A 20650-nucleotide genomic window follows, 5' to 3' on the forward strand; every position below is an offset into this window, starting at 1 on the left:
GCAGGCGTGTACTCCCAAACGTCTTTTAGAAAGTCAACTTTCTCGCCGTCTTGTCGTCGGCCGCTGATCACATAGACGCAATCGTGGTACCCATTGTGCTGCGCGACAGTCAGGTTAAACGCGCGTGAGGGACCAGGACACGGCGGAAGCTCTTTCCAGCGGAATTCGCTGGCGTTGCCTCGCTGAGACAAGTCCAACGACCAGAAATTCGACATCGCCGAATCGAGTGACGCATCTTGTTGGCCGCCAGCGAAATAGATCGTATTACCGGATAACGTGGCGGCGCCATGGGCACACGGCTTCGGTAGCGGCGGATACTCCGCGACCGTGATTTTTTCGCCATCCCACTGCAGCAAGAAGACTTCATCATACGTGTCGGTAGAGTCGCTTCCACCGATACAGACGACGCCGTCATCAGTCGATACGGCGGCGCCGTAGGCGATCGGTTTGGCGAGTTTGCCGCCGTCTTTCCACTTGTAATCGTCTCGGTCGTTTCCGAGGCCGTTCTTGACGAGTACGAAGATCTCGTCATGCCATTGTTTTTCGCTCTGCCAAACCGGTTTGGCAAAGTTTGCACCTCCGGCGATGATCAATGCGTCATTGTGAACCCCTGCATAGGGCCCCGCAAATCCCAGCTCATCGGGCATCGGTGGCAATTCGTTCCAAGTCAACCATTGCGGCTCGTCGGACCAGGTCTTTGAACCAGCAAACATCGACATCGCGCCAATGAATACGCAGGCAAGAAAGATCGATGTGGCGAAGTGCCTCATAGCGAATTCGTCGAAAGCGAAGAACTTGATTGTGACCACTGAAAGTATCCAAGCGACGACAAATCGTTTCGCAACCTTTCGATTTCGGATTCCGAAAGACGGCCTTGAGGCAGACGACAGCCACCGATATCGAATCCATTCATGCCGAGCACCGCTTTCATGGCCGCGTGGAACGGATACTTGCCGATCGTCCGAATCATCTCTACCGACAGCGACTGCAAACGTCGGGCTTCGTTCATATCGCCTTGGCGAAACGCTTCCATGATTCCAAGGTACAGCGGAGCAGCGATGTTAAAGGTGCTGCCGATTGCCGCAGTGGCGCCGGTTGCCAACGCGCCGAGCATCATTTCATCACACCCCCACACGACATCGAATCTTTCCGGATCCACCTGCAAACACTGCAGAAACACGTGCAGCTTGGTGTCGGTGTACTTCAAACCGGCAAGATTGGAAATTCGTTTGCCCCCACGCTCGAGAAACTCGGCCATGTCCAGTGCCGAACCGGTCAGCGCCGGAATGTGGTAGTAGTAAAACGGCAGCTCAGGTGCACCACCGGCAACTTCAGCCATGCAATCGATCAGCGTGTCAACATCATTGATGCTGAAGTACGACGGACAGGTCGCGGAGACGTAGTTCGCGCCAATCTCTTGAGCGTGAGCAGCAAGCTGTCTCGCTTCGGCCAGACTGTTGTGTCCGACTTGAATAATGACCGGCACGCGACCCGCGGCGGCTTTGACGTAGGCCTCCGCCACGACTCGCCGTTCCGCTCCACTGAGCGACATTCCCTCGCCCGTACTTCCGCAAACGTATAGCCCGCTGATGCCTTTCGCAAGCAACCACTCGGTCATCGCCGCGATCGGATCAAGATTTAGCTCGCCATCATCATGCAGTGGTGTGTACGTCGCCGCAATTAATCCACTTAGTTTGTTGTCTGTCATGCTTTAACCGTTAAGGGGAACCGATGTTGGGAAATGCCGGACCTATTATGTCCATAGACTACGCGACGTCCACGGTTGCGGAAACTACGAATTGCAGATTCGTGCCGCGTCATAGCTTAACCATTTATCATTAGGGTAACGGAACTCGCGAGCGGCTTGTTGACTTAATTCAAATCCAAATCCAATCCGCAACTATGAGCCGAGGGCCGCGAGACACCGGGGCGTGCGTGGGAACCGGCCGCTGACGCGTCGCGGCTCACTAAATCAACAAACCGCGTGAGAGTTCTGGATTGTTCGGGGTATCCGCCGAAAGTCACGCACGACTTTCGCTACGACCAACCCGTAGTGGAGCTTGCTAAAGCTCCTCACGCCCCAAGAAACAGGGAGCTTTCGCAAGCTCCACTCCATTAGAAACCCTAAAGTTCAAAGACTGACAAAGTACTCAAGTTCTTCTCGTTGATCCTCGGTGATGTCCAGTGCATCACGCAAAAAGTACGGATTGTTGAGGTCTTGGCGATTCGCTTTGCGAACAGTGGCTCCCACACCGGGAACGCGATCTATCAAGCCTTCGTTGGACAATCGATGGATCGCCTCGTGAAGCGGAGTCTCGATTACCCCCGATTTCTTCTGTAAGCGTTTGATTGACCAACTGTTTCCCCGACGGAACCTCACCACTGGCGAGCCTGTCTCGGATAGAATCGTACGACATTTCAGCCAAAATTTGATCGACAGATGTGCTCGGTTGCATGATGGGACGAACAGGAAAGGCAGTGATGTAACACGGGTTCATCGTGGGTTCATCAGTGCCAACGCTGGAACCATCGCGGAGGTTTATCGATGACAAGTGTCGGCGGTTGGGCCTCGTGCAGGCCTGCCGTCGATGCACGCGACCATCATGTCATTTCGTCCGACATATTTGTGTCCAATGGAAAATGGACAGACGCCTTCCACCGCAAATGACGGCAAGCCCACAACGTGCATGTTGACGTGCAAGCTTAAATGTGTACCTTTAGGTGTAGGAAGCGGGGCCAGTAGCCGTTCTCAATTAAAAAAGTTCGTTCATCGTTGAGACTTCGAAACGCTCGAAGGTCGGAAACCCAGCAGACGAATCATGATCGCACACACTTTTTCCGCCACACAAGCGTCGCAACAACAAGCGGCGTAAGCCATCCATTTGAAAAGGATTTGAAGCATGCAAACCATTAACACGCGAGCCACTGTTGGCGAACTTGTTCGCGAGGTCCTGGCTAGAAAGGGCAACGTGCGTAAACAAGCGATGCGTTGTGATGAAAGCCCAGTGTTCGAGACGATTGTGGAGGTGGTGCCATGAGCGATTTGTCGACCAGTTACGTTGATCTCGCTGCGGAAGTTTCCATTCAAGAAGGGGGGACGATCAGCAAAACGCTGTACCAGGATGCCTCGTTGAAAGTGGTCTTGTTCGGATTCGATGCTGGCCAAGAACTCTCCGAACACACGGCGGCCGTGCCTGCAGTGCTTCAGTTTCTCGATGGTAATGCGACCGTGACGCTGGGCGAGAAGTCGATCGACGCATCGGCAAATACGTTCATTCATATGGCCGCAAATTTGTCGCACAGCATCACGGCAAACCAGCCCACAAAAATGTTGTTGCTGCTGCTCAAAGGCGCTAAGCCCGATGCCTGACCGAATGAATTAAACCTTTTGTCGTTTGCCGAATTGGATCTTGGTTAACGTTGTATTTGTCGTTCAGTCGTACCGTTTTGTTCGGCCGAAGATTCTTGGTCTCGGTTTCGTGGCGAAGCCAGCGGGATCGTCAACGCGGATTTGCCGAGACCATGGTCTGCTGAAAAAAAGGCATCGCTAGCTCGTTCGTTCAAACGGTTGATCAACCATTTGTATAAGACGATCGTCATGGTCGTTGCCAAGTCGGACAAACGGGACATCATCATCGCCAATATCAGCCGATACCGTGGACGTCAATAATACGTCCTCCAACATCAAGAAATCTCGATCAATACGTCATCATCTTCGATCTTGACTGGATAAGCCTTAACATCACGCACGCCCGGCCCGCAAAGCAATTTTCCATTAGTGATGTCAAATTCGGCCCCGTGCCAAGGACAAATTGCAATGCAGCCTCGAACAACGCCCTCACTCAGCGGAGCACCCTGATGCGGGCACGCATCATCAATTGCGTAGAACACTCCGTCAATGTGGAACAATGCGATCAAATAGTCATCGACGATTACGAGCTTGCCTGTTCCTGTTGGTACATCGCTTGACTTTGCTGCTTGTATCCAAGACATTCGCATCAATCCTTTCGAGTGAACATTGCAATCGCGGTCGCAGTGGCAATCGGCGGCATCTATGCCAATGAGTGCACGTTTGTCGGTTCTTAATCTAGCAGACAATTTCAATGTCGCAAAAGCAATTCGCAGTCCGCATCGAGCGTCAAGATCAACCGTCACTGCCGCCCTATTGGCAAACGTTTGTCTTGGATCACGAAGCGGGATTGAATGTTACGAGTGTACTGCAACGCATCGCAGCCAATCCCACGACCAAAGACGGTGCCAAGGTTGCCCCTGTCGCCTACGAATCGGGTTGTTTGGAGGAGGTCTGCGGTTCCTGCACGATGCGCATCAACGGACGGGTGCGTCAGGCTTGCTCGGCGCTGGTCGATCGTTTGCTCAAGGATGATCCGAGTGGGATTGAGCTTCGCCCGATGAGCAAATTTCCGGTCGTGCGGGACCTGTGCGTCGATCGCTATCGTATGTTCCGAGCTTTGCAAAAGCTGAAGTGTTGGGTTCCCGTCGATGGCTACTATGACCTGGGCAGCGGACCGAAACAATCGTCCGACCAACAGCTGCAGAACTACCCGCTAAGCCAATGCATGAGTTGCGGCTGTTGCTTGGAAGCCTGTCCACAGTACAAAGAAGTCGTGATCGCTCGCCGCGAAGACGAATTGGAAGCAGATTACCAACAACGGCGTGACGAAGAGCTCGATCGCAACTTTATTGGTGCTGCTGCGATGAGCCAAGCGGTGTTAATGAACTCACATCCAATCGGTAAAACGATCTCGGCCAGCCGCATCGAAGCGATGATCGCGGCGGGCGGTATTCAAAATTGCGGCAAGGCGGGCAATTGCCAAGCGGTCTGTCCCAAAGAAATTCCGCTGATGCATTCTTGGGGGCGTGCCAACCGAGCCGCGACGATCCACGTCTTCAAAAAGTTCTTCGATGGTTGAAACCGTCCGCGGTGCCAAATCCGTTCTGTATTGGATTTTGGCTAGTCTATTCTTTGCATTGGCGATGATCGGTGTCATTCTGCCAGGGATTCCAACCACGCCGTTCTTGCTGCTGATGTGTTACTTCCTGCTGCGAGTTTCACCATCGCTGCACGCCAAAGCGATGGCGTGGCCGGTCGTCGGTGGTCCCCTTCGCGATTGGCAAGACCAAGGCGGAGTACGACAAAACGTGAAGCGATTGGCCTACGCGATGGTGACGCTGCTTGTTGGATCGACGTCGTTGTACAGTGAGTTGCCGGTCGCGATCAAATCTGTCATTGCTTGTGCCGCCATCTTTGGCATCTACGTCGTGGCCCGATTGCCGATCGCCCGCGATAACGACTCACAAATCCCGCAATAATCTAACCGCATTATAATGCGGTTGGTTAACGCAACCTCGGCGTCGGAAACATGGGTTCGCCGATCCAACCGGAAAGCCGCTGGCTGATCTCATCTCGAACACATTTACGACAAATTCAATGGGCGATTGCGTGGTTGGAACAGCGTTTGCCAATCGGTTGCCGTGGCGGCGCGCTTGAGATCGCGAGCACTTTCGTCCATTCGTCATCCCCCAAACCAAGTGAGATTAACTTGCTCTCGATTTCCACCACGGATATTCATCTGCCCAGCCCCTTGCCGGTGGGGCTCTCTCGCTACGTCGATCGCAAGGAGATGGCTCGTGGCGGAAACGGCGTGCTGTATTCCGCGTTCGACCAGGTCATCGGGCGAACGGTCGTGATCAAGGTGCTGCTGCAAGAATACCGATTGGATCGATCGTTTCGTCGTCGACTGCTCCGCGAGGCGCGTGTGACCGCACAGCTCGAGCACCCTGGGACCGTTCCGGTCTATGACATTGGCGACGACAGCGAGCTGGGCATCTATTACGTGATGAAGCGAATTTCGGGTGAGAACTTCTTCAACGTGTTGCGAGCAATCGCCAAGGGGGACAAGGAAGTGGAAGAAGCGTTTCCCCTGCGACGTCGAATCGAAATCATCGAAGCTGTGTGTCAAACGTTGGCATCGGCCCATGCTCGCGGTGTGATCCATCGTGACGTAAAACCCGAGAACATCTGGGTTGGAAATTTTGGCGAGGTTACGTTGCTCGACTGGGGTGCGGCAAAAGTGTGGGGCGAACCCGCGGCGGCGGCGCTACAGGATGTGGACACGAATCAAAAGCCTCGACGTGTGATCGCCGACTCGATGAGTACCGAGTTGGTGAAGCATGACGTTGACGACTTCGATCTGCCAAACTTGACGCCGGTTCAACAGTTGATTGGAACACCGACTTACATGTCGCCCGAACAGATCGGTAACCGAGACATCGACGACCGCTGTGACGTGTTTTCGGCGGGCGTTTGTCTGTACGAAGCGATGGCGATTGCAGAGCCTTTTCGCGGTCGCGATCAAGAGGAAACCTTTGACAACATTTGTTCGCGACGACCAACGCCACCGAGCGAGCGATCGCCAAGTCGGAATATTCCCGAACTGGCCGATGAAATCTTCGCAAAGGCGACCCGAAAACAACCGTCGCACCGTTATCAAACCATGCGTGAATTCATCGACGATCTCCATCGCTTGCTACTCGTGACCAGCACGACGAAACAACGTTAGGTACTGTTCGGAAAAAACTTCGTGATTCCAGTTTTGTTACAGATCACGCGGGAAGTGCTTTCTCTGTATTGGACGGGGCAACGAGTCCCGTCGTGTCACTCCGTCGCTGAGACTCGTAGCCTCGTCCACTACATTCATAGCCGGGACTCGTCGCCTCGTCCACTACATTCAAAGCTGAGACTCGTAGCCTCGTCCACTACGTTCAAGCATCTTGAAATGACGCAGTTATTTCCGAGCGGTTGCTTAGCGACGGTGACAACCTGGGATCACGCTTACGCCAATCAATCAATCTCGTTAATCTTTGGAAATGACCACTGACATTTACATCGTGATTTGCATCTTGATTGCGACGATCATCGCGTTCGTGCTGGACCGTTTCCGGTTGGACGTGGTTGCGTTCGTCTCTTTAATGGCACTTCTACTAACGGGAATTCTCACGCCCACCGAAGCCACCGCGGGATTTTCGAACTCGCTGGTCCTGATGATCGTCGGACTTTTCGTTGTGGGTGGTGCCATTCTAGAAACCGGGGTCGCTGATCTTGCGGGCAGATGGCTGGGCCGACTTGGCGGCACATCGACGATCCGGCTAACGGTAACCGTGATGCTCGCTTGTGCGTTGTTATCAGCATTTCTTAGTTCAACGGGAACAGTCGCGGTGATGTTGCCGGTCGTTCTGAGCCTCTGTCGCCGCGCCGAGGTCTCGCCATCGAAGCTGTTGATCCCGCTCGCATTTGCCGCTTCACTCGGAGGCATGCTGACGCTGATTGGTACTCCACCGAACATGGTCGTCAATCAGGAACTACGCGAGGCGGGGCTTGAAACCTTTGGGTTCTTTTCATTTGCCCCCGCTGGAATTCTGATGCTGAGCCTCGGCATTGTTTTCATGGGTACGATTGGCACGCGTCTGCTTCCGGAACAACAGAAAAATGCTGCGGATGCATCGCAACGTCAAGGGTTGGTTTCCCGTCCCGAGCTTATTCACAGTTACGGCGTCGACGGACAGATTCGCGAAATCCGAATCCCGCACGGATCCACCTTCGCGGGCCGCACGCTACGCGAATTGCAGCTTCGCACCACGTTTCACGTCAACGTGCTCGCGGTTTCCACGCCCGGTTCGCGGGGGCCGGTGGTGCGTAAATGCAACCCCGATACGCTTCTGCAACCTGGTGACACCTTGTTTATCAAGTCATCGAACGAGGATGCCACTGCAAACTTGATCCGCGAAGGCCAGATGGAATTGGTTGCTTCACCGGCGGAACTACCCAAAGAGGTTCATCTAGCGGAACTCATTATTCCACCGCGATCCGAATTCGTCGGACGGACGGTACGGGACGTTGATTTTTTTCGTGTGTATGGGGCGATGGTGCTTGCTTTGCAGGATGGAAACAAGCCGGTCCGCACTCGGACGTCGGACACTCCACTGGGGCCTGGTGACACGCTGTTGATCGCGGCCAACGCAAGTGCGTTGAAGCGGCTGAGGAAATCGCGAAATAATGTATTGCTGGTCAGCGAACAAGAGGAGCAAAGAGAGTCGCCGCTTACTCCCGCCGCCCGCTGGGTTGTCGTGATCCTAATCGGAATGCTGATTGCCATGAGTGCCGGGATCATTGCGAACGTGACTGCGGTGCTTGTCGCCGCCACGATGATGGTGATTGCCGGAGCATTTCGTGGATCCAATGCTTACGAAAGTATTAATTGGGAGAGCATTGTGATGATCGCATCCATCATGCCGCTCGCAACTGCGTTGGAAAAGACCGGGGCACTCGACTTGGTCGTTGGTGCGATCGTGGAAAGTCCCGGACTGACGAGTCCGAGAACGCTGTTGCTGCTGCTATTTGCGGTCACATCGCTGCTGAGCCAAGTCATCTCGAATACCGCAACGAGTGTGTTGATTGCTCCACTTGCACTCGAACTGGCCCAGCAGCTTGAGATTTCGCCCTATCCTTTGTTGATGGGAGTTGCTTTAGCGGCGTCGACGGCATTTTCCACGCCCGTTGCGTCTCCGATCAATGCGTTGGTTACCGGAGCGGGAGGCTATCGGTTTGGTGACTTTTTGAAAGTAGGCGTGCCACTTCAGTTGTTGGTTCTTTTTGCGACGCTCGCCATCGTGCCAGCTCTGTTTCCATTCTAGCCCTGAACGGCTCTGAACGGCTTCGCCCGTATCCAGTCGTCCGTGTCGAATCCGTTGTTGCGACGCGAACGGATTCGCAATGTGCGAAGCGGTGTGTCGACAATTCCCTCGTTCGTTTTCCCATCGTTCAATCTCGGGTTGGTGCATCCCTGTCGAGGTTGATTGCCACCTCCAAACGAGTGGTCGGCCTTTTGGCGTTTAGCGTAAGGAATCATCAGAAGCGTCAACCTGAGTTGTCGTGCTGTAAACGACGGTGCCGTTTTCGACGCAAAACGAGCTTGCTGTGCCATGAAATGCACTCTCAGGATCGTTGGCGCACTCGTTGCATTGTTCAGCCGGGGGTGTAAATCGCTTAGCGTTTCGGAGCATGATCCTGATCCCGCCCCCCCCACACAGCCTTTCTTGAACAGCAGCGTTTAGGCAGCGTTATTTACTGGCTTACCTGGAGGTATCTGCCTTGCTCTTGTGGAAGACTTCGCCGTCAACAATCGACAGTGACGAGATTGTGCGGCTGCGAAAACCAAAAATTGGAGCGGCACCGCGAAACGTCAGCAAAATTTCACGGACCGTCAAGCCAAGTTTCGCCACGGACACTGAATCGGGTGACTATCGTAGAATTGGCGATGATGAGGCACGCTACATCTTCAAGATGGTGTTGATGATGCTGCTAATACTCGTATTGCCCGCTGCCCTGATGCTGCTCTATCTACTCTTCCACTCGGAAGCTTTCCATTACGACCTCACTCGCAAGCAGGTCCCCGCGTCATGGCTTCCCGGCAAATGAACGTGACCAACGAAGATTGCGGCAGACTGGTTGAACGACGGAAACGTCAATAACACGGCGAGACAGCGGGCCCGATAAACAGCCGGAACGTCTCTAAGCATATAAAAACTTGAAAACTGAATGAATCACATCGAAAAAACACTACCGCTGCCACTACAACCGATCGACAAATGGCTGCGTCCACTGGCTCGATTCTTGCACATCGAAGCGACCAGTGGCATTGTGCTGGTGGTCTGCACCGCGATAGCTTTGATCGCGGCTAATTCTCGCTGGGCTGCGACCTACTTAGCCTTCTGGCAAACCGACATCACGCTCGGTGTCGGCGATTATGTGTTTCATCATTCGCTGCATCACGTCATCAACGATGGCTTGATGGCGATCTTCTTTTTTGTGATTGGGCTGGAGGTTAAACGCGAAATCGCTCATGGGTCGCTGTCAGATTTCAAGCTGGCCTCGCTGCCAATCGCTGCTGCGATTGGTGGGATGATTGTTCCAGCGGGACTGTATCTTTCGATGCAGTACGGCGAACCCGGCATGCGGGGCTGGGGGATCCCCATGGCTACGGACATCGCCTTTGTCGTTGGCTGCTTGGCGATTCTCGGTTCACGAGTACCGCACCGTCTTAGAATCCTGCTGCTATCGCTGGCCATTGTCGATGACATCGGCGCGATCCTGGTGATTGCAATTGGCTACACCGAATCACTCGACGGTCGCTTCTTGACGCTCGCCGCCGTTGCAATTGCAGTGGTGCACCTGTTTTCTCGCATTGGGGTGCGTCGGTTTCCTCCCTACATTGCCGTTGGTGCCGTGGCGTGGATCGCACTTCACGAATCGGGCGTACACGCCACGCTGATTGGGGTGATCCTGGGGCTGATGACGCCTGCGAAATCGACTTTGGTGCCTGAACTGTTTCGCGATTATCTGCACGAGAAAAAAGAGGATTTTCAGGAACAACGATGGGCCAAGCGAAGTCATCGAGCCGAAGTGGTTCAAGAAGTCCAACGACTCTCGCGCGAGACCGTCTCGCCGCTGGAGTATCTTGAAATGACGCTTCATCCTTGGACGGCTTACGTCATCATGCCGGTCTTTGCTCTTGCCAATGCAGGCGTGCTCATTGAACCGGCAAACTTAAGTGATTCGGTCGCGATCGCGGTCGTGTTGGGCTTGGTCGTTGGCAAACCGATTGGAATCGTGTTATTCAGTTGGTTGGTGATTCGTTCGGGGATGGCCAAGCTGCCAGAGGGAATCAGTTGGCCCGTATTAATTTCGGGCAGTTGCCTTGCGGGTATCGGATTCACGATGGCATTGTTTATTGACGGGTTGGCGTTCGGAGCCGAAGGGCTCGACACTGCCAAGACCGGCGTGTTGGTCGGTTCGGCTGTGAGTGCGGTTGCAGGCGTCGGTTTGCTGTTGTGGACATTGCCGAAACGATCGACAGAATGAACGACACGTCGGTGTTGGCGCCCTCAAAAACGCGAGTGGCTGGTTCTGGCGTGACGGATCTGCATGACGTCTTCCAAGCGATCGTATCGCGAGCGGATTTGCGGGGCTCAAAGCCTTATCCCTAAGTCCACTTAAGCGCCTGTGCTGCGTTGGATGTCCAGCCCCAGCCCCAGCAGCACGATCGATGTGTTTTAAAGATCGAACGCTCCGACTCGTTCAGGTTGAAACGACATTTTCTCGACTCGCTTTCGTGTCTCGCGATTCAAGACGTGCAGTGTCAAACTATCGCCGACGCACAGTCCGAAGATTCCTGCGCCCAGTGGTGACAGGATCGATAGTTTGCCTTCCGCGATGCAAGCCTCGTCGGGATACACCAACGTGAACGTGTCCGCCTCGTTGCGATCTAAGTCGAAAAGATTGAACGTCGAGTTCATCGTCACGATGTCGGGCAACATATCGCGAGGATCGACCACGGTCGCTCGCTCTAGCTTGCTTTTGAGTTCTTTCAAGTGTGTACGGTCGCTGCTGATCGCTGCAACGAAATGGCTGTCCAGTAGAGACTGTAGCCGAGCGAGGTCGGTCCGACTGACGACAATGGTGCGAGATGACATGATGGCGTACCGCGAAGAATGGTATTTGTTTTATAAGGGAGAGATCGAGAGTTTGTTTTTAAAGGAATCGCCCTGCAACGAAAAGTTTTGGCCACTTTCGCTGTGTGAATCAGGCTGCAACGCTTTCATGTTCGGATTTGGACCCGGAGCCCTTCGGCTCGGTGTGTGAATCGAAGTTCGAGATTCCATGGTTCGTTTCGCAGCACAACGGTCCTTATGAAATTGGTTTAGCAAGAGAGTGTCTATGCGATTGCTCGCAGCAGAATCGCAATGACAAACAACAAGATCAATGCGATCTGACCAACCAGCATTTCAGGGGACTGATGATCGACGAATGGTTCATCAAGCCCACACTTGTTCTCAACTTTGTCTTGGATGGGATACTCGGGAATTCGCATCAACATGACTGAACCTCCTTTTGAGTGAGAATGTAGCGAGTCACGTGACGTGGATCATCGGTTAATGCAACGTCCATACCAGCAAGCGGTGGTGTGCCACAGTGTGTGAATTCAGCCAAAATCATGACATGTACATGATTCTCGAGCGTCAAACGACGTTGCCAATGGCAATCAGAGTTGACGCATTCGAGTGGGGGATTGTCGCAGGCTGCTCCTTTGTTTCGTCGTGGAAATAACGGATCGACAGCGCGATCCGCGGCTTCGAAAATGTCCCCGTCTTTGCCCCGGCGATGCATTCCGCCAACGGACCATTGTTTGCATCAGGACAATAGCGAGCGCTAGTGAGAACCAAGCAAGACGGACTCTAGAAAAACGATATCAAATGACCGCATCCTAAACCGCGACGTCATGGGTGCCGAGGCAACACAAATGAATCGGTATTGTCCGATCTGAAATGTTCCGTTTTGCAATCAAACCTGATCGCTTTGTTCACGCGTCCAAAATCAGTTGCACAACTCCGGTATCCGCCGGGATGCTGCTACGGAGTACCCCCCTACTCGCTTAACGATTCAGTGGCTCTCTCGATACCATCTGTGCAAAGACTTTCTCTCCCTATTTTTATTGGGCTGCTTCTCATGACTCTTGATCTGTCGACAAACTTTGGCGGTCTAAAACTTCGCACTCCGATTATCGTCGGTTCCTGCCCATTGACCGCCAATCCGCAGAATCGGATTGCGTTGGAGAGGTCCGGTGCGGGGGCGGTCGTATTGCCGTCGTTGTTTGAAGAGCATGTGATCGCGTGGCGGATTGGCAATGGCGGTTCTGCCACCGAGCGGGAACAACGATTGATCGATCGTATAACGGGAATGACGCGACAGGCATTGGTTCCCAATGTCGAAACCTATCTCGCGATGCTGAACCGCGCAAGCGTCCAGTCCAACATTCCCGTCATCGCCAGTCTACATGGTGGCACGGACGGAAATTGGTTGGACTTTGCGGGCGAGTTACAAGACACCGGTGCCGATGCGATCGAATTGAACGTGCATCATCGACCTGACAATGATTACGACAAGCCGCGAGAATTGGAGGATCAGGTTGTTGAATTGGTCAAGACGATTCGGACGTCGATATCGGTCCCTTTGTTTTTAAAACTGCATCGTGAATACACCGCCGTCAGCCATCTGGCGAGACGATTGGTCTCAGGTGTACAAGGGCTGGTGCTGTACGCACGCGATCCCGAGATCGACATTGCCTTGGATAGTCTAAAACTTCAAAGCAAATGGGGAATGTCGTCACCCGGTGTCATCTCACCGACGCTACGCGCATTGATGAGTGTCTACGGTCACTGTCCCGCGATGCCCTTAGCTGGAAATGGGGGCATCGGCCGGCCCGAAGACGTGATCAAAACCCTGCTTGCAGGCGCGGACGTCGCGATGATCGCTTCAGCGGTCTACCGTGAAGGTCCTGATGTCATTCGCACGATGCTCGATGGATTGACGCAGTTTATGGAGTGCAATCGCGTCTGCTCACTGAACGAACTGCAATCCAAACGCCCGATGGAATTCACAAGCGAAGAGGATCGACTGAACACGATCGAAGGATTGTCACCGACGCCCTGTTGGATCGGAGTCAGCAATGGAGAGCATGTAATTCAAGGAGACAGGTGGGGGCATCCGGTCGGCTAACCCATGCGTCCCACTACCGGAAATCGTTCGCTTCGATGCCATGTCGTTTCAGCAGCTTGTTCAGTCCTTGACGCGACAAACCGGCTTGTCGTGCGGCGCTGGCGATGACACCGTTGTGTTTCTTCAGTACGGCCGTTAAGTACGCACGGTCTGCATTGTCGAGCGCTTCGTCGCGTGATATTTCCGATAGTACCGCGACATCACTGCTACTGGCGTCGGGCGCGCGAAGTTGTGGTGGCAAGTCGCCCACTTCGATCGTTTCGCCGCGACCCAGCGTGATCGTGCGTTCGATAACGTTTCGCAATTCCCGGATATTGCCTGGCCAGCGGTAGGCTCGGAAACAATCAATCACCTCGTTCGAAAACCCGGTGATGTTGGAACCGCTCGGACGTAATTGTTCGAGAAAGAAGTCTGCCAACTTCACCACGTCGTCACCGCGCTCACGAAGCGGTGCGAGTTCAATCGGAATGACAGCGAGTCGATAGAACAGGTCCTGGCGGAAACGCCCGGCGTCGACCTCGCTCTGCAAATCTCGATTAGTCGCACAGATGAATCGCGTGTCGACTTTCACGGGGGTGCTTTCGCCAACCGGAGTGAAGGTTTGCTCTTGCACGGCCCGCAGCAGTTTGGCCTGAGAAGCGGCTGGCAGTTCACCCACTTCGTCAAAGAAAGCAGTTCCGCCATCACAGTGACGCAGCAAACCTTTCTGGTCCCTGATCGCTCCGGTAAAGGAACCCTTGACATGCCCAAACAGAACCGACTCGAACAACGCATCGGGAATCGCGGTGCAGTCGATGATCTGAAACGCATGATCTCGCCGAGCACTGTGGTGGTGGATCGTGTTGGCCACCACCTCTTTGCCGGTCCCGCTTTCGCCTGTAATCAAGACATTCGTGTTACTTGCGGCCACTCGATTGACGATGTCCAGCAGTTGGATCATTGCTGGGCTGTCACCGATGATTTCGGGGAACTTTCCACGCCGATCCGTTTTGGACACCGATTCGATTTCGGTTTCCGGCGCCGCGGCCGGATGAAGCAGTGCACGTTGGATGGCCATCAATAGTTCTTCAAACTTGACCGGTTTAAGCAGGTAATCGGCAATCCCCAGCCGAACACTTTCGATGGCCGTGGGAATGGACGGCACCCCGGTGACGACAATCATTGGGATGTGCGAATACTTGCTGCGGCCCTCTTTGAGCAATTCCAATTTCAAATTGCCCGGCATGTTCAAGTCGGACAAGATCAAGTCGAACGAGTGCTCGAGCAACAAGCCAATCGCATCGTCAGCATTCTCGACGCAAATGCACTCGTAACCTTCCTCTCGCAACAATTCCGCCGTCGTGTCACGGTAAAGAGGTTCGTCGTCGGCGATCAAGATTCGTTGTTGGTTTGCCATGAGATCTTATTCAAAGTAGCGAAATTCGCGGAGGTGTTCGGACGGGTTAAAAGGGAACGTTCAGGCGACGTTTGCTTAGGGGGTGGTCGCGTCGACGTCCAGTTGTCTTGGCAAACGCACGACAAATTCGGTGCCTTTGCCCGGTTCGCTCGTCACAGCAATGGTTCCGTTCATCGCTTCCACGATGCCACGCGTGACCGACAGCCCTAATCCCATGCCCTGGCCGACCGTTTCGGTTTTGGTACTAAAGAACGGATCGAATATCTTGCTAATCAGATTCGACGAGATTCCATGTCCGTGATCGGTAACCGTCAAAACGGTATGCCTTGCATCGGTCCGCGCGATAACGTCCACCTGACCGCCTGCGTCGGAGGCTTGGATGGCGTTATGAACCAAGTTCAGCAACACTTGTTTTAGTTCGCCTTCACGCAAGACAACGTCGTCGGCAGCAAGCCCCTTGGACTTGGACGATGAAGCAAACGAGGCCGTCACTTTCACGTTCGCCTTTCGCGACATGGGAAGCGCCAGCACGATGACTTCGTCCACCGATTGCTTAAGCGAGAAGGTCGTCGCCCGCTGCTGACTAGGACGGTAGAGCTGATACATTTGGTGAGTGATGCCGCTGATACGTTCAATTTCACCATCAATCAGGTCAAGCTTGTCGTAATGCTTCACATCAACGGGGATATGCCGCTTCAGCAGTGCAAACGCATTTCTGATGCCGGCTAAGGGATTGTTGATCTCATGAGCGACGCCCGCCGCCAGTTCACCGAGGGCTGCGAGCTTCTCCATTTTCAAACGATGCTGTTCCAATTCCGCAACTCGAGCCGTGCGTTCTTGCACGAGCTGTTCGAGATGCTCATTGTGCAACCGCAACTGTTCACGCATTTGCCGCTTCTCTGAAATGTCTCGCATGCTGGCCCGAAATCCCAGCGACTGACCAACGGAATCGGTCATCGGTTGCCAAGACACGGCTACCCAACACTTCGATCCATCACGATGAAGCGTTTCAAATTCGATATTGTTTCCCGAGCTACCGCGACCCGCTTCCGCAAAGTAGCGAGCGATTTGTTGACGATGTTCCGGCGTTATGAGTGGCAACGGATAGTCCGGCATCGCCAAACACTCCGTTGGTGTATAGCCCGTGAATCGCTCGACAGCCTCGTTCACCCATAGGACTTCCCCCTCACACGACATCCAACTTTCCCAGTCAACGGTGTGTTCGGCGATCGAACGAAAAAAATCGGCAGCGATAGGTTCGCCGCGTTTCGGGACGTTGGGGGATGGTCGGTTCATCCCCTGATTTTAGCGGCGCAGTTGCTGATCTCGCAGGGGGGCACATTCCCGTCGGCAACGCAAACGCACATTGTCACCGAGGTTAACTGTGGGCGACGTTTCCTTGGTTGGACATGGCTCTTGTTCTGACAATTCACGGCGTTTCGATATCGCCGCCATCGATTCTCTGCGGGTGGTGACACCGATTGGCATCTCATCCCCGGTCCGATACTGTAAAGACCTAGTCCGCTGTCGTGATTCACCCTTTGTTTCACTGCTGGATCGGCAGTAAGGGAATTGGCATTTTGAGCACTTTTCATTGTCCTCGCCGTTTAACGTGAGCGGGCTTTTAGCGACCTTCGATTACGTTCGTGAGCCGTGCGGCTGACGAACGGGTTCCTTCGCATTTGTACCTTCGAACAGGAAAACGCTCGTGACATTCTCGACGGATGATTTTGACTTCGTAGCCAGACATGCTCGCGACGCGATGCTGTTGCAAACGATTGCCGATACGCTGGAATGGGACGAGCGGACCGGGATGCCGATCGATGGCGGCGATTATCGAGCAAACCAAGTCAGCACGTTGCGGGGGATGGTCCATCGCCGCCGGACCGATGCGAAATACGGCGAAACGCTGCAGTCGTTATCGGAAAATCTGGGTGACGAAGATCCTGCCGGCGATGTAGCCGCGACTGTTCGCGGGTTGCTGCGGAACTGGAAACGCGACCAACGATTGCCAGAGGAACTAGTCGAGCGGACTTCGCGAGCGACGGTCAAGGGACAACAACGCTGGGACGCCGCTCGACGTGCTGACGATTTCGGAATGTTTCGCGACACGCTTGCCGAGATCATTGATTTAAAACGCGAAGCGGGCCAACGGATTGCCGAGGGAACCGATCGATCGCCCTATGAAGCGTTGCTTGATGAATACGAACCCGATGCTCGTGTCGAACCGCTGAACCAAGTTTTTCAAGATCTTCGCAAGCCGCTGGTGGAATTGATCGATTCGATCCGCGAAGCGCCGCGGCAACCCAACCGAAGTTTGCTGGAGCGTGATTTTTCCATTGCGGGACAACGCGATCTGAGCCGCTTTGTTGCCGAGAAAGTTGGCTTTGATTTTCAAGCAGGACGGCTTGATGAAACATCACATCCTTTTTGTACGACGCTGGGGCCGCGAGATTGCCGCATCTTGACTCGCTACGATTTGAATTGGTTGCCCGCCGGATTGCTTGGGACGTTGCACGAAGCGGGGCATGGGATGTACGAGCAAGGGATGCGGTCGGATTGGTTTGGCTTGCCGCCCGGATCGTATTGCTCGCTTGGGATCCACGAGTCGCAATCGCGATTATGGGAAAACCAAGTGGGACGAAGTCGACCGTTTTGGCAGTGGTTGTTTGATCGAACTCAAAAAACATTTGCCCCCACGCTGGACGATGTCTCGCTCGACGATTTTCACTTTGCGATCAATCAAATTCAGCCTTCGTTGATCCGAGTCGAAGCGGACGAGGCGACCTACAACTTGCACATCATCATTCGCTTTGATCTCGAGCAGCAACTGATCGGGGGGACGTTGTCGGTGGATGATTTACCCGCGGCGTGGGATGCACGCTACCAAAGCGATCTGGGGGTCTGTGCACCCTCACCTGCAAATGGAGTGCTTCAGGATGTCCACTGGAGTGCTGGCTTGATTGGCTATTTCCCAACGTACACATTGGGGAATTTGGCAAGTGCCCAACTGTTTGACGCGGCCGAGGCCGAGTTAGGTAGTTTTGATGGTATGTTTGCTCGTGGCGAGTTCGAGCCATTGTTAGCTTGGCTTCGCAGTCGGATTCACGAGCGAGGTCAATGTGAGTCTGGGGACGCGTTGATATCACGCGCCACCGGGAAATCGTTGTCAGCGGACGCGTTGATCGGCTATCTGAACGGAAAGCTGCGACCGCTGTACGGTCTGGAAGCTTGATTTCTGATTTATCCGACACTGTTTGGCCCCTGCTTTTCGCATCATTGCGGGTTACAATCAGGCGGTCTTTTAATTGAATTGGGGTTATTGAATGTTGACGTGCAATTGTCCTCGCTGTGGTGAAACGATTGGATTGCCTACCGCTGCTGTGCCTGCGGATGCGACCGCCCAGTGTCCATGGTGTGGCGAACTTTACCCCGCGAGCGAAATCATTGAGAAGTTGCCTCCGATGGTGGAGTTGATTTCGGCGGACGGACAACCGCTGTTTCTCCAATCGGTCGGTGATGCTGCCGCAGCGTCCCCCAGTCTGGCTGCCGCTCCGATCGCGTCTGCGGCCAGCGGAAGTGATTCGTTCGAATCGTCGCTCGCGTCTAACGCCCAAGCGAATCAGTTGAATGAGACTTGGGACGACAATACGGAATTGACGATCGAAGCCGATGGCGATGCCGGTTTCGATTTAGGGGGATCGCTCGACAGCGACTTGGAACACCCTGAGGACGATTTTGACGACGCCGGTCAAGATGGCAACGAAATGATGGATTTTCTTTCCAGCAATGAAGCGGAAAGGGAACCCAGTGAGGCTGCGGCGCCGTTGATGCCGATGAAAGTCAAATCGATACCGGTGAATACTTACAAACGCAAAAAATCGTCGCCGATCAAAACGTTGATTGGGGTGGCGATGGGGCCGCTGGTCGCGCTTCCGCTAGCGGGCGGAATTTTGCTTTGGCTTGGAAAGGCTCCGGACTTGGGGTTCTGGCCGTTTGACGGATCGTTCAATAACGGTTCCTCGTCGCGGGTCAGTGCCGCGCCTCCGATGGCCCAAAGCAATCCGGTCAACCCCGTTGGCGATGGAACGCCATTGACCGGTTCGGAAATGATGGTCCCTGCCGCTGATCCGTCGGATGAACACGATCGCGCCCAGCAAGAACTTGCAAACTTGGGCGCCGAACCGAATCCAGCCGAATCGGCGGATGGGGCGCCAGGCGGTTTGGATATGCCGTCTCTTGGGACCTCGCTCAAGCCCAACAGCGACGATGGTGAAAACGAGCTCGCGACAGGCGAAGTCGAATACCCTGATGACATCGCCGTCAATAACGACGTGGTTCCGCAAGACGTCGTGGCGGACAAGGTGCCGATGGAGATGCCCGAAGTCGCGTTGACGGATGTGGCTGGGAACATCGAATCCATCTTGGCGGACGACACCGCGGTGGACATGCCGTCGATCGACGATCAAGCACCCGTTGCCCAAGACGCACCCGTTGCTGAGGAAGTAATGGAACCTGCAATCGAAGAGGTGGCGGAGCCCGACGGCGACGCCGCGACGGTGGCTGCAGAGCCCGCCGAAGTAGCGGAGCCTGCGGCAGCAACAGAACCGTCCGAGGTGGAGGCTGCGGTGGCAAAGGCCAACAAATTGTTAGCGAGCTTGATGAAGTTCGAGGGGACCGAGGGAGATCGGCGTCGTTTGTTGGCCAAGGCCTATGCCTCGGTTTCAGCCGTCGCGATAGAGTCGGACGCAGCCGACAACTCGGCGGTTCAGAAACTGTTGAACGCGCTATCCCGATCCCCGTTGGTCAAAGATCTCGGCGATGCCGCAGATCTGTGGCTGGATTATGGAAAGCGTCCCACGGACGGTGTCTTGATTATCGGGGCGCCCGCGACGAATGCATCGGGATCGGTGCTTCGCATTCCGAGTTCATCGGGGGACATACGAGAGGTATCGGTTTCCGGTTCGTCGCTGCCGGAGGCCGAGCAGGTTATCGCGTTAGGCCGGATCGTCCAACAAGGCGATTCTCGCACGGTCGAGCTGGTTGCGGTCCAGGACATGAATCCCTAATCGCAAATCGAGATAGGATGCGACGAAAATTCTGAAGCGACTTCCGCTACCCCGGTCTTCCGCAACGGGCAGCTCTTAATCTTAATCGTACTCATAATCTTAATCTCATCCACAGCGGTTCTCCGGCTGGGTGAGTGAGGACCGCAGGTGAGGATGATAAAGAAATAAGAAATAAGAAAACAGCAGCGACCTGCTGGCGTCATTCGCGGGCTCGGTCGTAAGGTTGCACGCTCTTACTTGCTTTCCGCAAGCGTTCCGGTGACGATGCAGGATGCCGATTTGTCCCCAGGCAGATCGGTCACGATGCGAATTTTTTGAGCGATATCGCCAGAGCTGCCGTCACCTTTGAAACGCACTTTGACGAATTGCACTTTCTTGCTGCCGACGGGAATCTCGAATTCGAATCGCTGGTCGCTGCAGACAATGTCTTTGATCTCAAACGGCTCGTCGCCTTTGACGATCAAGCGTTTTTCGATCACTGCGTCGGCGGGTTTGCTGCCTAGGTTCACCGCAGCAGGCGAGACGCTGATCGCCGAACGCACTCGACCCGAA

19 protein-coding genes and 2 pseudogenes are annotated in these 20650 nt (G+C 54.3%); 11 read left to right on the top strand and 10 right to left on the bottom strand.

Annotated features, from left to right (window positions below; genetic code table 11):
• The 3 genes and pseudogenes from ABX962_RS07785 to ABX962_RS07795 form a co-directional block, all read right to left on the bottom strand.
• A pseudogene (locus ABX962_RS07785) lies at positions 1-770 on the bottom strand (sodium:solute symporter); the annotation flags it as partial.
• On the bottom strand, positions 767-1708 hold the full coding sequence (locus ABX962_RS07790) for a dihydrodipicolinate synthase family protein (protein ID WP_372718185.1): 942 nt from the start codon (positions 1706-1708) through the stop codon (positions 767-769). The gene ABX962_RS07790 and the pseudogene ABX962_RS07785, both read right to left, overlap by 4 nt.
• A 423-nt stretch (positions 1709-2131) precedes the next feature.
• A complete protein-coding gene (locus tag ABX962_RS07795) occupies positions 2132-2287 on the bottom strand; it encodes a hypothetical protein (protein ID WP_372718187.1) in 156 nt (51 codons plus the stop codon).
• Between the two features lie 613 nt (positions 2288-2900).
• On the opposite strand from ABX962_RS07795, the gene ABX962_RS07800 reads away from it, so the two are divergent.
• On the top strand, positions 2901-3038 hold the full coding sequence (locus tag ABX962_RS07800) for a hypothetical protein (protein ID WP_372718188.1): 138 nt from the start codon (positions 2901-2903) through the stop codon (positions 3036-3038).
• The gene (locus ABX962_RS07805) at positions 3035-3370 is read left to right on the top strand and encodes a cupin domain-containing protein (protein WP_372718190.1); all 336 of its coding nucleotides are present in this window, start codon (positions 3035-3037) and stop codon (positions 3368-3370) included. Before ABX962_RS07800 ends, ABX962_RS07805 begins: the two co-directional genes overlap by 4 nt.
• A 44-nt stretch (positions 3371-3414) precedes the next feature.
• Here ABX962_RS07805 and ABX962_RS07810 read toward each other — a convergent pair whose 3' ends face one another.
• A complete protein-coding gene (locus ABX962_RS07810) occupies positions 3415-3600 on the bottom strand; it encodes a hypothetical protein (protein WP_372718191.1) in 186 nt (61 codons plus the stop codon).
• 84 nt (positions 3601-3684) lie between these two features.
• Complete coding sequence (locus tag ABX962_RS07815; protein ID WP_372718193.1) at positions 3685-3993, bottom strand: Rieske (2Fe-2S) protein; 309 nt, start codon at positions 3991-3993, stop codon at positions 3685-3687.
• A 110-nt stretch (positions 3994-4103) separates the two neighbouring features.
• On the opposite strand from ABX962_RS07815, the gene sdhB reads away from it, so the two are divergent.
• The 6 genes from sdhB to nhaA all read left to right on the top strand — a co-directional run bounded on the left by sdhB (position 4104) and on the right by nhaA (position 10939).
• Positions 4104-4931: a succinate dehydrogenase iron-sulfur subunit gene (gene sdhB, locus ABX962_RS07820; RefSeq protein ID WP_372718195.1), complete on the top strand. Its 828-nt coding sequence runs from the start codon at positions 4104-4106 to the stop codon at positions 4929-4931.
• A complete protein-coding gene (locus tag ABX962_RS07825; RefSeq protein WP_372718197.1) occupies positions 4924-5331 on the top strand; it encodes a YbaN family protein in 408 nt (135 codons plus the stop codon). The genes sdhB and ABX962_RS07825 overlap by 8 nt, the downstream gene beginning before the upstream one ends.
• A 230-nt stretch (positions 5332-5561) precedes the next feature.
• Positions 5562-6581, top strand: a complete 1020-nt coding sequence (locus ABX962_RS07830; protein WP_372718199.1) for a serine/threonine protein kinase — start codon at positions 5562-5564, stop codon at positions 6579-6581.
• 307 nt (positions 6582-6888) lie between these two features.
• Positions 6889-8712 (top strand): SLC13 family permease, encoded by a 1824-nt coding sequence (locus ABX962_RS07835; protein ID WP_372718201.1) that lies wholly within the window; start codon positions 6889-6891, stop codon positions 8710-8712.
• Between the two features lie 457 nt (positions 8713-9169).
• The gene (locus ABX962_RS07840; RefSeq protein ID WP_372718203.1) at positions 9170-9496 is read left to right on the top strand and encodes a hypothetical protein; all 327 of its coding nucleotides are present in this window, start codon (positions 9170-9172) and stop codon (positions 9494-9496) included.
• 120 nt (positions 9497-9616) lie between these two features.
• Positions 9617-10939: a Na+/H+ antiporter NhaA gene (nhaA, locus tag ABX962_RS07845; protein ID WP_372718205.1), complete on the top strand. Its 1323-nt coding sequence runs from the start codon at positions 9617-9619 to the stop codon at positions 10937-10939.
• 191 nt (positions 10940-11130) lie between these two features.
• Here nhaA and ABX962_RS07850 read toward each other — a convergent pair whose 3' ends face one another.
• Both ABX962_RS07850 and ABX962_RS07855 read right to left on the bottom strand, forming a co-directional pair.
• Complete coding sequence (locus ABX962_RS07850; protein WP_372718207.1) at positions 11131-11550, bottom strand: GreA/GreB family elongation factor; 420 nt, start codon at positions 11548-11550, stop codon at positions 11131-11133.
• Positions 11551-11792: 242 nt separating this feature from the next.
• Positions 11793-11954 (bottom strand): hypothetical protein, encoded by a 162-nt coding sequence (locus tag ABX962_RS07855; protein WP_372718209.1) that lies wholly within the window; start codon positions 11952-11954, stop codon positions 11793-11795.
• A 629-nt stretch (positions 11955-12583) separates the two neighbouring features.
• On the opposite strand from ABX962_RS07855, the gene ABX962_RS07860 reads away from it, so the two are divergent.
• Complete coding sequence (locus ABX962_RS07860; protein ID WP_372718211.1) at positions 12584-13633, top strand: dihydroorotate dehydrogenase; 1050 nt, start codon at positions 12584-12586, stop codon at positions 13631-13633.
• A 13-nt stretch (positions 13634-13646) separates the two neighbouring features.
• Here the strand turns inward: ABX962_RS07860 and ABX962_RS07865 are convergent, their stop codons facing one another.
• Complete coding sequence (locus tag ABX962_RS07865; protein ID WP_372718213.1) at positions 13647-15029, bottom strand: sigma-54-dependent transcriptional regulator; 1383 nt, start codon at positions 15027-15029, stop codon at positions 13647-13649.
• A 75-nt stretch (positions 15030-15104) separates the two neighbouring features.
• The gene (locus tag ABX962_RS07870) at positions 15105-16325 is read right to left on the bottom strand and encodes a nitrogen regulation protein NR(II) (protein ID WP_372718215.1); all 1221 of its coding nucleotides are present in this window, start codon (positions 16323-16325) and stop codon (positions 15105-15107) included.
• 412 nt (positions 16326-16737) lie between these two features.
• On the opposite strand from ABX962_RS07870, the gene ABX962_RS07875 reads away from it, so the two are divergent.
• Positions 16738-18264 carry a carboxypeptidase M32 gene (locus ABX962_RS07875; protein ID WP_372718217.1) on the top strand — a complete coding sequence of 509 codons (1527 nt, stop codon included), beginning with the start codon at positions 16738-16740 and terminating at the stop codon, positions 18262-18264.
• Positions 18265-18355: 91 nt separating this feature from the next.
• Positions 18356-20098 carry a hypothetical protein gene (locus ABX962_RS07880; RefSeq protein ID WP_372718219.1) on the top strand — a complete coding sequence of 581 codons (1743 nt, stop codon included), beginning with the start codon at positions 18356-18358 and terminating at the stop codon, positions 20096-20098.
• 233 nt (positions 20099-20331) lie between these two features.
• Here the strand turns inward: ABX962_RS07880 and ABX962_RS07885 are convergent.
• Positions 20332-20650 (bottom strand): annotated as a pseudogene (locus ABX962_RS07885) (DUF1573 domain-containing protein); the annotation flags it as partial.

The organism is Novipirellula sp. (assembly GCF_041583735.1).
Taxonomy (GTDB): Bacteria; Planctomycetota; Planctomycetia; order Pirellulales; family Pirellulaceae; genus Novipirellula.

Coding starts and splice junctions, on each gene's coding strand:
- ABX962_RS07870 (WP_372718215.1), bottom strand. CDS start 16,325: ATGAACCGACCATCCCCCAACGTCCCGAAACGCGGCGAACCTATCGCT.
- ABX962_RS07800 (WP_372718188.1), top strand. CDS start 2,901: ATGCAAACCATTAACACGCGAGCCACTGTTGGCGAACTTGTTCGCGAG.
- ABX962_RS07805 (WP_372718190.1), top strand. CDS start 3,035: ATGAGCGATTTGTCGACCAGTTACGTTGATCTCGCTGCGGAAGTTTCC.
- ABX962_RS07860 (WP_372718211.1), top strand. CDS start 12,584: ATGACTCTTGATCTGTCGACAAACTTTGGCGGTCTAAAACTTCGCACT.
- ABX962_RS07880 (WP_372718219.1), top strand. CDS start 18,356: ATGTTGACGTGCAATTGTCCTCGCTGTGGTGAAACGATTGGATTGCCT.
- ABX962_RS07865 (WP_372718213.1), bottom strand. CDS start 15,029: ATGGCAAACCAACAACGAATCTTGATCGCCGACGACGAACCTCTTTAC.
- ABX962_RS07790 (WP_372718185.1), bottom strand. CDS start 1,708: ATGACAGACAACAAACTAAGTGGATTAATTGCGGCGACGTACACACCA.
- ABX962_RS07810 (WP_372718191.1), bottom strand. CDS start 3,600: ATGACGATCGTCTTATACAAATGGTTGATCAACCGTTTGAACGAACGA.
- ABX962_RS07850 (WP_372718207.1), bottom strand. CDS start 11,550: ATGTCATCTCGCACCATTGTCGTCAGTCGGACCGACCTCGCTCGGCTA.
- ABX962_RS07825 (WP_372718197.1), top strand. CDS start 4,924: ATGGTTGAAACCGTCCGCGGTGCCAAATCCGTTCTGTATTGGATTTTG.
- ABX962_RS07815 (WP_372718193.1), bottom strand. CDS start 3,993: ATGTCTTGGATACAAGCAGCAAAGTCAAGCGATGTACCAACAGGAACA.
- ABX962_RS07835 (WP_372718201.1), top strand. CDS start 6,889: ATGACCACTGACATTTACATCGTGATTTGCATCTTGATTGCGACGATC.
- ABX962_RS07855 (WP_372718209.1), bottom strand. CDS start 11,954: ATGTTGATGCGAATTCCCGAGTATCCCATCCAAGACAAAGTTGAGAAC.
- sdhB (WP_372718195.1), top strand. CDS start 4,104: ATGTCGCAAAAGCAATTCGCAGTCCGCATCGAGCGTCAAGATCAACCG.
- nhaA (WP_372718205.1), top strand. CDS start 9,617: ATGAATCACATCGAAAAAACACTACCGCTGCCACTACAACCGATCGAC.